Raw genomic sequence first — 10142 nt, 5'->3', positions numbered from 1 at the left:
CCTCCTTACAGTCCAAATGCTGTCTTGCTTCGTGTTTTCATCTTATTTTGTCTCATGAAATGCGCCGCACCGTATCTAAGGGCAGCCATTGCATCATCAAAAATATTTACTGGTTCATCTAGGTAAATGTTGAGTTTTTCATCCTTTTGCCATTTCCATTGTTGGATTTCTTTAATGGTGTTCACACACCTAGGATGGATGATTATTTCCCTTTGTTTCAACCAGTCAATTTGAGCTTGCACACTACCCTGCCCTTTCTTTACGCCATACGCTCTATATCCTGCCTTCTTCCACATTTTAATCCTGTCCGGCTCTGCGGAATCACACGGCATTTGCAGACGTTTACTCAATCCTTTGTTGTTTGCTATATCTATAATTTCATCTGTATCTTTCTCATGGACGTAAATTTCATCACAAATATAAAAGACACCATCCTTATATCCTATAGTAAGAATGGCGTTGGCGTGGTTGAAACCGAAGTCTTGGGTATTAATTACAGTATCAAACATGGATTCACTTGTGTCGAATTCCTTCACTTTGTAATTGGAAAGAATGAGTCCGCCAACTTCTCCCCACTCACCTAGGCCATATATTTTATAACCGTCAGGATCTTGTTCTTTTCGTCGCATCATACGCCTGTGATACGCTTCGTCTATAAAACGATTCTTCAAATACGTGGAATGGTGCGTAAAGATATCGTTATCTTGATAATCGAAATACTTCTTTTTAATCCAGTGTTGGGCTGATACAGGGTTAAATGTCATGGTGATTTGATAATACAAATTCGGATTATCCAACACCCCGCGCAAACGGTCATCTAATATATCGACATCACTTTCATATAACTCTGTGGCTTCCTCAATCCATATCCAAGTGAGTTTCCCTTGTTCAAATGTGATGGATTTCAGTTTTTCTCTGTCTTTTTCATGTTGTACCCCTCGGAAAATGACAGAATTTCCAGTAGCGAGACTTTGTATGGTCATGGTGCTTTCATTTATCTTCCAATACTTCTCATAATCCACACCGAACGTTCGGATGATAGCCCCTTTCAATTCCGAAAAAGTAGAATGACGGTTTGATACATCTACTTTACGGACACATAACAAGTTCGCCCCTTTATATCTAGGGTCAGACAACTTCAAGATATAATCTTGCGCCACATTAACCGACTTCCCACTACCAGCAGAACCTTTCATGATGCGATATCTCTTCTTCGTGGCATTAGCATCTTTGAAATGTCGATTGAAAGGCACTCTAACCGCTCTCATCATTTTCACCGTAATCTATTTCTATATTCAATCCCATGTCACCATCATGTTTTATTTCCTGCTTATCTCGCCAGTCAGAAGGTTTTCTGTTCTTCAACCAAAAAATAGCGGCGGTCGTGTTCGGCTTCTCATATTTCGTTATCGTCACCACATCACCTTTGTTGGTCACAGCCTCTTCTTGGTAGTGATATCCTAGCGCCGATTTAAGCAGAGCATTTTCCACTTGGCGGTCAACGACTTCTTTTCCTTTTTTTAAGGAGTCTCGAATGTCTTGATATTTGTTTTTCCATGTCTGCAACGTAGAGTAACCAACGCCCATGTTGTGAGCGATTTGTTCATCTGTCAGCCCATCTCTAGCCCATCCTTCAATAAGGAGTAGGCCTTCTTCTGTAATCCATTCTTTATATTTCCCTGTAGCCATGTCACATCACTTCCTCATTCCTCCCTCATTGTTTCAATCACACGCTGCTTGCCTATCTCCATCATGCCTAGTATTTCATTTCCGCTTATCTCTGTTGACCAGCCTGTCTCGATTCTTCCGTCACGGTCTGTCTTAGAATATACAACAGACTCCACGTTGCCGCTCTTTACTTCTTCCAACAATTCTTCGACAAGCTCAAGCATCTCCTGTTGTTCCTTCGTCCTCTTTGGGCTTCGATACCTTCTCATCTTCCGTGCACCCTTTCGAACCTGTTCATTTCATCTCTGATTCTCATTTTTTCTTCCTTTTGGATCACTTCATAAAATGCCGCCATCTTATAAAAGTCCACTTCCTCACCTTTGATGATTCCGCCCGTACCTTCTTCTATTTTTCTTTTGTATTTTTGAAAAAGTCTATCCACGTTTGGTATTTCCCCTTTTTCAAGAAATGCTTTTCTATTTCATATCGCCAAGTCTGTTCCTTATCCCTGCATCCACGACATACAGTAAGTTCATTTTTCTCCCAATCCTGCATAGGTTCAAAAACAAGCCACATGTGCGAACTTCTTTGAACGTCCATTATCGCTCTGACTACTGGTTCACCACACGGACAATGGACAACTGTTCCTTTTGGTATATATTCTTCGCTCACTATTTTTTCACGCACCCTTTTCCATATGAGCAAAATACCAATCGCTCATGTATCCATGTCGCAAATGGACAGCCTTTGCATTTTTCTTCGCTCACTTTCGTTCTCATGTTGTATCACCTATATTGTTATGCCTCAATCTCTATTAATCAGAATCCTAGCTGGTCCTGAGAAAACGTCTGCTACGCCATGAGAGTCACGATGGAAAGTAATAGTTACTTTGTCATAAACTCCTACGAATTCCTCTGTTACCCCTTCTCGTCTTGCTAATTCCTCATGCAACTCTTTCGTACCAAAATGTGCAAGTGAAGGCTCGATTTTAGTCATTCCATCCAAGGAGACATAAGTATGACCACCTTGGTACTCGTCTAACTTTTTCATGGCTTCCAATGCTTCGTTCGCTTCTCTTTTTACAGCTTTTAATCCTTTCAACGCATCCGATACATCTACATCTAATTTTAATTTACCAATGTTCGACTCGCGCTTTTCTGCCATGTCGCAACACTCCTTTGTCATAATATAAAAAGACACCCGCCGTAGCAGATGCCTTGTTATGTCTTACCAACCTATTTTCATTTTACTCTATCCTGCATGGTTGACGCATTTTTCTTTATTTCCTTCATTCTGCTCATTTCCCTCAAATTGAAGGCGGTACAATTTATGAATGATGCTGTCTTTCATGCTGCTCACTTTCCCCTCGCTGATTCCTAAATGTTGCGATATTCCAACTTGAGTGAGTCCGTCCATCATGCAGAACATAATTGTGCGTTCCAGGTCATTGTTTAATTTATTCACGCCGTTCTCAACAAAGTCAATTTTCTTTTGCAACTTGTCTATCTGCCGTTGCCTTCTGTCCACTTGCCGGGCGACTTCTTTCCCTATCTTGTCGGCGTTTTGTCCTTTTGCTTTCGGGAGGGTTGCTTCCATTCCATATTGTGCCGTGACATTCGTTTCTATCTCATCCGCATCCATGAGTTGCTTTAATCGCGCCACTTCTTTTGGCATCCAAAAATAATCTCGAAGGGCTTGTTCAATGTCGTTTCGGTTCATGTCCTCACCCTTTCTCTGAAATCCATGCTATCATCACAAGCACTGCAATCATCATCAGCACTTGCATATCGTTCATTTCTCATCTTCCACAAAATCATGCAAAGCATCGAATTTCTTATACTTCAAACAAGCGTCAATCAATATCATGTTGCACAATTCTTCGTCCTCTAATTTCACAGGGGCCGGGGCATTGTATACGCCCTTCACCCCAGAATCATGCAGCCACTCATCATAATTTGGTGCAAACTTGACTAAATATTTTGTTTCCTTTTCCCGCCGTCCATGCTTAAAAAAGTGAGTCTCTACCGCTTTGGTCACTTCGCCCTTCCTATCGTCCAGTACCCTCTTGACACGATCACCCGGCTTGAATCGCATGGCTTTCTCCTCCTCAAAATAATCTAGCCATTGATGCACTCGCCTTCCTCCTAGATGGTCTCCTGGTAACGGCTGATTGTTTGCAACACGCTCGCTTGTGTCTCAATCGCTCCCAATGATGACAACGCCGAACGGTGCAGCTCTAACGCCAAATCCCTTTCAAACTTCAAGTACGCCACATTCCCACGTGCTAGGTCATTTATTTGTGTCGCCGGTATCCCTTCATTGCGTAGCTTCATCATTTCTTTGGCCAACGCTTCACGATATATCCTTTCTGTCTCGGCTCGGTTTTTCGCTAACTTAAATACCTCTTTGCTTGCCTTGTCGATACGCTTTGTTGTCTCGTACATCTCTTTCGTTATCTCTGTCAGTTCCATTCACGTATTCCTCCCTTATCACAGCCCGCTGCCATGTTTGCCAATCTGTTTTATCATCCAGTTTCATTCGTCACCCTCCATCAGCTTTTTGAAATCTTCCGCCTTCATCACCACGAGCCAATCTTTTCTGTCTGCTTTAAGTGCCAATGCATCCGGCTTTTCCCGTTCATCTTCTAGCCATTTGTAAATGGTTTTCCATCCGTCCTTCTTCGCTTTCACTTCCCATTCTAGCCCTAGCGCCCGCACATCATTGGAGAAGTTGCCGCCTGCTGCTCCACTTTGCGGCACTTTCTCGCCGTTCATCAATTCCGCGAATTCTCGTTCTCTGCGTTGTCCTTTATCTCTGCTTGGTTTCCCCATCTAATCAAACACCTTCTTTTCTCCGCATGTGCATTTCCGTATCAGCCTTCCGTCCTTCAATTGGAGGTCAAACCGGGCATTGCCGCATTTCTCACAACGCCCCGGCTTTCTCTCCTTCTTCTCGACTGGCTTTCGCTGTTCTCTTACAGCATCCGCCCATTTCTTACGCATGTTTCCTCATGTACACGACGTACCGTGTCTGTGTGTTGCTATTCGGGTCAGAATGACGATAGCGTGCATCATAGTGATTGATTTCTTTCTGTATCGGTCGGATACATTCATAGCCTTGCTTCTCTTTTTCGACGACACGCTTGTACAGGCTTAATTTCGAATCGTCTTTCATGCGGATACGTTCAAAGTTTCGCATTGTCCTCACCCTTTAATATCCATTTGCTTGTCTTTCATGATTTGTTGCGTTTTTCTTCATGTAGGCTTGTTCTATTTCATCCCAGGTGAAACCGAGCAATTCTCCTAATTCGACAAATGCAAAGAATAGTTGTTTGTATCCGCTATAGATCTTGCTTGTAAGCCAGTAAATATATTTGAATTGGAGTATTAAGTCAGTTGATTCAGAACGTTCCCCTCTTAAACAATCCTCTAATTCAACAATGTCCATTTCTGGGTCATCACCTACATGAATTTCCCAACCAATCGACAAAATGAAATGTAAGCAGTCTACGTATTCTTCTAATACTTTTGTTTCATAATCAAACAACGAATCCCATGTTTCTTTCGTCACTCTATATCCATTTACAAAATATACATATTTCCCGTGATATTCTGTTTCCATACTCGTTATATACTCACCGTCAAATTTTCGTTCAACCGCTGGTTTTTTCTGATATTTTTTAGGTTCTTGGTCATCACTCCAAAACTTAAATCCTCGCCACTCATTCGCAAGCTCCCCTAACTCTACTTGCAGAGCTAGTATTTTCTTATTAAGAAGTTCTTGCCCTTTCAGTTCTTTCTGCTTTACAATCTTCTCGTCCAGTTCTCTTTGCTTATCAAACAGTGGTTTAAGGTTCATTCGCCCGTACACTCCCAATCCAACGAATAATTAAAAAATTGATTGTATTTATTACCGTAAGGTCTTGAAAAAACAACTCGTTTTATCCCTGTCTGCACCATGTACTTGGTGCAGTTCTCGCATGGCTCGTCCGTACAATAAAGCGTAAATCCGTTGATATCCTGTTTCGCTTGCAAAATCGCATTGTGTTCTGCATGAATAGAGCGCACACATCTATTCTCATCGTTCAAACATCCACCACTGCATATGTGCAGCATCTTTTCTGTACAATGTTCTTGCCCTCTAGGGGAACCGTTGAAGCCAGTCGCAACAATTTCCCTTGTGTTCGGATTGACGATAATCGCACCGGCTTGCTTTCGTCCGCACGTTCCCATTTCAGCAACCTTCTCGCATAAACCTAGAAAATAGTCATCCCACGTTTTTCTCATTGGCGTTTCCCCTCTATATGAATCTCGTATCCTTTTTGCTCAAACATCTCAATCAGTGCCGCACAGTCTTCTCTCGTTCCTTCTACCGTGTGCGCCTTGAGTACATTGTTCACGTACCCTTCCCATCTCGTCTGGTCGGTGTTGTATTTGATAATGGCTTTCATATCTCATCCACCTTATACGTCTTAATTTCACCGTTGAGCTTGTGCCATTCGTTTTTCTCGTCGCCGTACACCACATCATCATGCTCAAACTTCACTTCCGTGTACCTGTGCGGCATTGGATTATATTCCGGGTCACTCTCCCAAACTTCCATACCGAATCCGGCGAAATGTCCACCTAAATTAGAACGTCTGTATTTCATGGTTTACCTCCTAAAATGACAAATCCGGCTTTACTGGTTCTGTATACCTAACCGATTTGTCATGACCAACACCTTTGACATTTTTCTTCCTGAGAATGTAATCCACAATATCTTCAGTGAGTTCTTGCAGTTCTTCATCGTCCAATTCTTCTTTAAGCCCTATCGCTATTTCCAATTCTAAAAATTGCATTTATATCATCCTTTTATTTTCAAAATGGTAAATCGTCATCTGAGATATTTATAGGTTGTCCGTCATTAGCAAAAGGGTCTGCACTCTTATCGTCCTGTGAGCTTCTCTCGTCTTGCTGTGGCTGTTTTTGTTCGTTCTGTGACTTATTGCCCTTAGGCTCAAGAAACTGCACTGATTCCGCCTGTATTCCCACGACAAACCGTTTGCTTCCGTCCTGCGTTTCAAATGTTCTGCTTTGGAGTCGCCCGTCAATGCCGACGAGCGCCCCTTTCTTCAGATAGTTGGCTACGTTTTCCGCTTGTTTCCGCCACGCTGTAACATTCAGAAAATCGGCTTCTCGTTCGCCTTGTTGATTCGTGAATGGCCGATTAATCGCAATGCCAAAATTTGCTACGGCTACCCCATTCTGCGTATATCTAAGCTCCGGGTCTTTTGTCAGTCGTCCAGCACCTACAAATCTATTTATCATTCGCTCACCTTCTCGTACGTTTTTTCAAAGATATCCGGCTTGCATGGGTAAAACTCACCGTTCACACCCCGGATAATGTAATCTCCCACTTTCGCTGTCATAACACCCTCTAATGTTTCAATATCTAACACCGGTTTGGTTGGATTTTTGTAATCCACCACAATGTCTTTCCCCAGAAAGTCTGAAATGCTTTTTATGATGCCGGGGTCGTCCCAGAATTGTATTGCTTTAACCTCCACTGGCTTCTTTCGGTATCTCATTTATCCAACACCCGTCCTTTCATTTCTTCTACTGCTTGGCTCAACGTTCGTGTGATGTTCTCGTGACCATCGTTCATCTTGTAATGCCATTGATTGTGTCCGATATATTCGATATCCCCGGCTTTGTAGTCGCCCACCATGAGATGGGCGTGATTTCCTGCCGTATTGTTCACGTATATCATGCAATCGCTCCTTGTGGTATGATTTATTGTGGTGACTTGTGTGCTATTTTCGAAAAATGAGATATGACGGATTCGGGATACTCTGTTTATCCTCGTATACGATGATGCGCTTGAGCTTCTCATCTCCTACAACTTCTGTTTTCTCTTGGGCATATCGTTTCATAGGATTATAACCCTTTCCGGCTCTTCAGGAGTGTAAGGGAACGTGACTGATACATGACTATCTTCACATGTGTACCACGTTTCACCGCCATCTTCTGAAAAAATCTTTCCGTCAATGTTATAAGCTGTTTTATTGTCTTTGTTATATCTAAAAACAGACGGACAACGTTTGTTTTGTTCCAAGTCTTCATCAACTACATTCCATTCATCGTCTTCTCCAGTTAATGGAGTAACGGGCTTAAATCTCAGTATTCTTTCGATGATTTGCATCGCATATGAAGCTGAAAATCCACTATGCCCCTGTTTTGAAAACGTCTCTATTATCTCCAAAATGCAATTGTTCATCTCTTTTTGCATGTCGTCTCCGTCTTCTTCTAAAACTGCTAACTCTCTCTTGGCAAACCCCACTAAACTCATTTCAAGTCCTCCTCATAGGCGATAAATTGTAATACTCGGTCTTTTCTTTTCGGCTAATCAGATCAGCAGCTTCCCGTTCTAAATCCTGCTTATCTTTGAAATACGACTTGCCGTACCATTCTCTGAAACGATTCTGCCATTTCTTCAACTCTTTCGGATTATCGTGTAAATACTGGTGGCATCTATGACACAATAGCAATCCATTCGTAAATACACCGCGTCCGCTTTGTGCTCTTAGATGGACATGATGGATAGTCTCACCTGGTCCATAACACATTTGACATTCATGATTGAAATAATCTTTGATTTCTTTCCGTACCTTTGCGGAAAATTCGTTTCGATCTCCACGCTTACGCTTCTTTCTCGCTTTGGTTTTTTCTACAGGGTTGAAGCCCCAATCCATGTACTCACCCCTTTAATTCTTGCTCATACGCTGCCAAATACCGATTCAATTCCACTTCGCTCATGTCCATCACAGCAGGTTGTTTCTTATCCAGTCGCTTAGCCAAATAGATAATCGCGTTCATTTTCGCTGCTCGTCCGATGTCGCGAATGTCCATTTATATCACCTTTCCTATGGCTCGAAATGCTTCTTTCCATGCTTCATTTTCCTTTTCTGCATCTTCTAGCATTTCTTTGTAATCAGAGACTTCTACGTTTTCATATTGTTCTAGCTTTTCTTCTAGAGCTTGCACTTTTGTTCTTTCTAGTTGAACCGCTTCTTTCAACCGTTCGATTTCTTCTTGCTTGTAATCACTTTCTTTCATCGTTTGTGCTAAATCAGCGTCAAGTTCTTTTGTTCTCTCTTTCCATTTATCCCGTTCCTGCTTCATCTCTTTCAGTCGCTTCACCGTTTCTTCGTTCATGTCTGCCATTTTCTTGTTGTATTCTTCTGCTTTTAATGCGCGGTCTTTCCATCTATCCCGTTCTTCTTTCAGCTTCTCTTGCCCCTGTTTGATTTCTCCTTTTAGCTGCTGCACCGTTGATTCTTTTTTATTGCGCTCGTCCTGCTCCCATTTCTTTTTGTAGTAGTAAATGTTGGCTTCGCTCATCTTGTACTTGTCCGCTATGGCCTTGTTACTCATGCCGTCGGCGCGGTCTTTTTCATACGCTTCTTTTGTCAATTCCATGCGATCACCCCATCTTTGTTTTCGTTCTTCTTCGCTCATGTAATACGTGGTCACTTCACTGTTCAGCTTTTGTTTCCGCTCTACTTTTGGATTGCGGATGCCTTCGTATTCCATTGTGATACACCTTCTTTTTGTTGGAATAGATGTAATTTCCGAGAAACCTTCCCTCTAATCCTGGACACCTGCATCTGACTAACGCCGATAACATCGCCCACTTCCTGTTGTGTAGCTCCGTTCATGAGCATTTCCGTCAAGACCCTTTCTCTTTCTGTCAATGTGTCCAGGAAATCATTGACGAATATCTCCGTCATGTCTTGTTCCTTGCCGATTAATTCCATTCGTTCTTGGTTTTTTTGGTCATTATCACTTACTAACTCATTAAGAGATGTCACTTGTTTGTTAGCTATATAATGCCTTGCATCATCAATGTTTTTCTGTGAAATCCCTGTTTTCTTTTCTATGATAGCTGGCGCCTCTTCTTCTAATCCATTTTTAATCAAATGCCGCGCTACCTCTCTTGATGTCCTGCTAAAACGGATTGTGTCCGCTTTGTCTCTTACGTACCGCCGCATTTCTCCTTCAATCATCGGCACGGCGTACGTCGAAAATTTCACGCCGTAACTTTCATCAAATCGAGCACAAGCCTTGGCAAACCCTTCAAAGCCTACTTGAAACAAATCTTCGTATGGGACACTGACGCGAAATGAAAAGCGATGCGTAGTATAATGAATCAATTCTTTGTGCTTCTCATACATCTCATCGAGTGAAGGCTTTTCCGCTACGGCTGTCACAGCTTGCCACCCCGCTTTCTCGGTCGGATTCTCGGTTTTTCATGATTAATCAAGCCCCAATCTTCTTTGAGGGAACGGAGGGCACGCCTTGTCATGCCCGTCCTTTTACAAATGTCTTTATCCGTTAAGCCGCTCTCTATGGCTTGTGCGTAGTCAATGAATCGCATGTTATCACTCCTTGCGTACCGACAAATCAAATCGCTCTTTCCATTCCTCTATGGCC

The 10142-nt window shown here is 42.4% G+C and carries 23 protein-coding genes; all 23 read right to left on the bottom strand.

What is annotated here, in order from left to right:
* Positions 1-5: 5 nt before the first annotated feature.
* The 23 genes from BLT18_RS14635 to BLT18_RS14540 all read right to left on the bottom strand — a co-directional run bounded on the left by BLT18_RS14635 (position 6) and on the right by BLT18_RS14540 (position 9919).
* Complete coding sequence (locus BLT18_RS14635; RefSeq protein ID WP_091275612.1) at positions 6-1268, bottom strand: PBSX family phage terminase large subunit; 1263 nt, start codon at positions 1266-1268, stop codon at positions 6-8.
* Positions 1255-1689 carry a helix-turn-helix domain-containing protein gene (locus tag BLT18_RS14630; RefSeq protein ID WP_091275609.1) on the bottom strand — a complete coding sequence of 145 codons (435 nt, stop codon included), beginning with the start codon at positions 1687-1689 and terminating at the stop codon, positions 1255-1257. The genes BLT18_RS14635 and BLT18_RS14630 overlap by 14 nt, the downstream gene beginning before the upstream one ends.
* 14 nt (positions 1690-1703) lie before the next feature.
* Positions 1704-1937, bottom strand: a complete 234-nt coding sequence (locus BLT18_RS14625) for a hypothetical protein (RefSeq protein ID WP_091275606.1) — start codon at positions 1935-1937, stop codon at positions 1704-1706.
* Positions 1934-2110, bottom strand: coding sequence for a hypothetical protein (locus BLT18_RS18355; RefSeq protein WP_175487541.1), 177 nt, complete (start codon positions 2108-2110; stop codon positions 1934-1936). The genes BLT18_RS14625 and BLT18_RS18355 overlap by 4 nt, the downstream gene beginning before the upstream one ends.
* A 362-nt stretch (positions 2111-2472) precedes the next feature.
* Positions 2473-2832, bottom strand: coding sequence for a BC1881 family protein (locus BLT18_RS18575; RefSeq protein WP_091275603.1), 360 nt, complete (start codon positions 2830-2832; stop codon positions 2473-2475).
* 87 nt (positions 2833-2919) lie between these two features.
* Positions 2920-3387: a helix-turn-helix domain-containing protein gene (locus BLT18_RS14615; RefSeq protein WP_091275602.1), complete on the bottom strand. Its 468-nt coding sequence runs from the start codon at positions 3385-3387 to the stop codon at positions 2920-2922.
* A 72-nt stretch (positions 3388-3459) separates the two neighbouring features.
* Positions 3460-3801: a hypothetical protein gene (locus BLT18_RS14610; RefSeq protein ID WP_091275599.1), complete on the bottom strand. Its 342-nt coding sequence runs from the start codon at positions 3799-3801 to the stop codon at positions 3460-3462.
* An 11-nt stretch (positions 3802-3812) separates the two neighbouring features.
* Positions 3813-4139: a hypothetical protein gene (locus BLT18_RS14605; RefSeq protein WP_091275595.1), complete on the bottom strand. Its 327-nt coding sequence runs from the start codon at positions 4137-4139 to the stop codon at positions 3813-3815.
* Between the two features lie 63 nt (positions 4140-4202).
* The gene (locus BLT18_RS14600; protein ID WP_091275592.1) at positions 4203-4499 is read right to left on the bottom strand and encodes a hypothetical protein; all 297 of its coding nucleotides are present in this window, start codon (positions 4497-4499) and stop codon (positions 4203-4205) included.
* A 163-nt stretch (positions 4500-4662) separates the two neighbouring features.
* Complete coding sequence (locus tag BLT18_RS14595; RefSeq protein ID WP_091275589.1) at positions 4663-4866, bottom strand: hypothetical protein; 204 nt, start codon at positions 4864-4866, stop codon at positions 4663-4665.
* Between the two features lie 12 nt (positions 4867-4878).
* Entirely contained in the window at positions 4879-5526 is a 648-nt protein-coding gene (locus BLT18_RS14590) for a dUTP diphosphatase (protein WP_091275585.1), read from the bottom strand.
* A complete protein-coding gene (locus tag BLT18_RS14585) occupies positions 5523-5954 on the bottom strand; it encodes a deoxycytidylate deaminase (protein ID WP_091275583.1) in 432 nt (143 codons plus the stop codon). The genes BLT18_RS14590 and BLT18_RS14585 overlap by 4 nt, the downstream gene beginning before the upstream one ends.
* Positions 5951-6118 carry a hypothetical protein gene (locus BLT18_RS18350; RefSeq protein ID WP_175487540.1) on the bottom strand — a complete coding sequence of 56 codons (168 nt, stop codon included), beginning with the start codon at positions 6116-6118 and terminating at the stop codon, positions 5951-5953. Before BLT18_RS18350 ends, BLT18_RS14585 begins: the two co-directional genes overlap by 4 nt.
* The gene (locus BLT18_RS14580) at positions 6115-6318 is read right to left on the bottom strand and encodes a hypothetical protein (RefSeq protein ID WP_091275581.1); all 204 of its coding nucleotides are present in this window, start codon (positions 6316-6318) and stop codon (positions 6115-6117) included. Before BLT18_RS14580 ends, BLT18_RS18350 begins: the two co-directional genes overlap by 4 nt.
* A 10-nt stretch (positions 6319-6328) precedes the next feature.
* Entirely contained in the window at positions 6329-6508 is a 180-nt protein-coding gene (locus BLT18_RS14575) for a hypothetical protein (RefSeq protein WP_091275579.1), read from the bottom strand.
* A 19-nt stretch (positions 6509-6527) separates the two neighbouring features.
* Entirely contained in the window at positions 6528-6977 is a 450-nt protein-coding gene (ssb, locus tag BLT18_RS14570; RefSeq protein WP_091275577.1) for a single-stranded DNA-binding protein, read from the bottom strand.
* The gene (locus BLT18_RS14565) at positions 6974-7237 is read right to left on the bottom strand and encodes a hypothetical protein (protein ID WP_091275576.1); all 264 of its coding nucleotides are present in this window, start codon (positions 7235-7237) and stop codon (positions 6974-6976) included. Before BLT18_RS14565 ends, ssb begins: the two co-directional genes overlap by 4 nt.
* The gene (locus BLT18_RS14560) at positions 7234-7419 is read right to left on the bottom strand and encodes a hypothetical protein (RefSeq protein ID WP_091275574.1); all 186 of its coding nucleotides are present in this window, start codon (positions 7417-7419) and stop codon (positions 7234-7236) included. The genes BLT18_RS14565 and BLT18_RS14560 overlap by 4 nt, the downstream gene beginning before the upstream one ends.
* A gap of 159 nt (positions 7420-7578) precedes the next feature.
* Positions 7579-7998: a hypothetical protein gene (locus BLT18_RS14555; RefSeq protein ID WP_091275573.1), complete on the bottom strand. Its 420-nt coding sequence runs from the start codon at positions 7996-7998 to the stop codon at positions 7579-7581.
* 1 nt (position 7999) lies between these two features.
* The gene (locus BLT18_RS14550) at positions 8000-8401 is read right to left on the bottom strand and encodes an HNH endonuclease (RefSeq protein ID WP_091275570.1); all 402 of its coding nucleotides are present in this window, start codon (positions 8399-8401) and stop codon (positions 8000-8002) included.
* A 4-nt stretch (positions 8402-8405) separates the two neighbouring features.
* Positions 8406-8558 carry a hypothetical protein gene (locus BLT18_RS18345; RefSeq protein ID WP_175487539.1) on the bottom strand — a complete coding sequence of 51 codons (153 nt, stop codon included), beginning with the start codon at positions 8556-8558 and terminating at the stop codon, positions 8406-8408.
* Positions 8559-9242, bottom strand: coding sequence for a hypothetical protein (locus BLT18_RS14545; RefSeq protein WP_091275569.1), 684 nt, complete (start codon positions 9240-9242; stop codon positions 8559-8561).
* The gene (locus BLT18_RS14540; RefSeq protein WP_091275566.1) at positions 9209-9919 is read right to left on the bottom strand and encodes a sigma-70 family RNA polymerase sigma factor; all 711 of its coding nucleotides are present in this window, start codon (positions 9917-9919) and stop codon (positions 9209-9211) included. The genes BLT18_RS14545 and BLT18_RS14540 overlap by 34 nt, the downstream gene beginning before the upstream one ends.
* Positions 9920-10142 lie beyond the last annotated feature (223 nt).

It is taken from the genome of Alteribacillus persepolensis, from assembly GCF_900099605.1.
GTDB lineage: Bacteria > Bacillota > Bacilli > Bacillales > Marinococcaceae > Alteribacillus > Alteribacillus persepolensis.
The sequence above is the reverse complement of the archived record's forward strand: the minus strand, read 5'-3'. Positions and strand labels throughout refer to the sequence as shown.

Coding starts and splice junctions, on each gene's coding strand:
- BLT18_RS14605 (WP_091275595.1), bottom strand. CDS start 4,139: ATGGAACTGACAGAGATAACGAAAGAGATGTACGAGACAACAAAGCGT.
- BLT18_RS14575 (WP_091275579.1), bottom strand. CDS start 6,508: ATGCAATTTTTAGAATTGGAAATAGCGATAGGGCTTAAAGAAGAATTG.
- BLT18_RS18575 (WP_091275603.1), bottom strand. CDS start 2,832: ATGGCAGAAAAGCGCGAGTCGAACATTGGTAAATTAAAATTAGATGTA.
- BLT18_RS14595 (WP_091275589.1), bottom strand. CDS start 4,866: ATGCGAAACTTTGAACGTATCCGCATGAAAGACGATTCGAAATTAAGC.
- ssb (WP_091275577.1), bottom strand. CDS start 6,977: ATGATAAATAGATTTGTAGGTGCTGGACGACTGACAAAAGACCCGGAG.
- BLT18_RS14625 (WP_091275606.1), bottom strand. CDS start 1,937: ATGAGAAGGTATCGAAGCCCAAAGAGGACGAAGGAACAACAGGAGATG.
- BLT18_RS14590 (WP_091275585.1), bottom strand. CDS start 5,526: ATGAACCTTAAACCACTGTTTGATAAGCAAAGAGAACTGGACGAGAAG.
- BLT18_RS14555 (WP_091275573.1), bottom strand. CDS start 7,998: ATGAGTTTAGTGGGGTTTGCCAAGAGAGAGTTAGCAGTTTTAGAAGAA.
- BLT18_RS14545 (WP_091275569.1), bottom strand. CDS start 9,242: ATGGAATACGAAGGCATCCGCAATCCAAAAGTAGAGCGGAAACAAAAG.
- BLT18_RS14635 (WP_091275612.1), bottom strand. CDS start 1,268: ATGAGAGCGGTTAGAGTGCCTTTCAATCGACATTTCAAAGATGCTAAT.
- BLT18_RS14580 (WP_091275581.1), bottom strand. CDS start 6,318: ATGAAATACAGACGTTCTAATTTAGGTGGACATTTCGCCGGATTCGGT.
- BLT18_RS14630 (WP_091275609.1), bottom strand. CDS start 1,689: ATGGCTACAGGGAAATATAAAGAATGGATTACAGAAGAAGGCCTACTC.
- BLT18_RS18345 (WP_175487539.1), bottom strand. CDS start 8,558: ATGGACATTCGCGACATCGGACGAGCAGCGAAAATGAACGCGATTATC.
- BLT18_RS14560 (WP_091275574.1), bottom strand. CDS start 7,419: ATGATATACGTGAACAATACGGCAGGAAATCACGCCCATCTCATGGTG.
- BLT18_RS14550 (WP_091275570.1), bottom strand. CDS start 8,401: ATGGATTGGGGCTTCAACCCTGTAGAAAAAACCAAAGCGAGAAAGAAG.
- BLT18_RS14615 (WP_091275602.1), bottom strand. CDS start 3,387: ATGAACCGAAACGACATTGAACAAGCCCTTCGAGATTATTTTTGGATG.
- BLT18_RS14600 (WP_091275592.1), bottom strand. CDS start 4,499: ATGGGGAAACCAAGCAGAGATAAAGGACAACGCAGAGAACGAGAATTC.
- BLT18_RS18350 (WP_175487540.1), bottom strand. CDS start 6,118: ATGAAAGCCATTATCAAATACAACACCGACCAGACGAGATGGGAAGGG.
- BLT18_RS14585 (WP_091275583.1), bottom strand. CDS start 5,954: ATGAGAAAAACGTGGGATGACTATTTTCTAGGTTTATGCGAGAAGGTT.
- BLT18_RS14565 (WP_091275576.1), bottom strand. CDS start 7,237: ATGAGATACCGAAAGAAGCCAGTGGAGGTTAAAGCAATACAATTCTGG.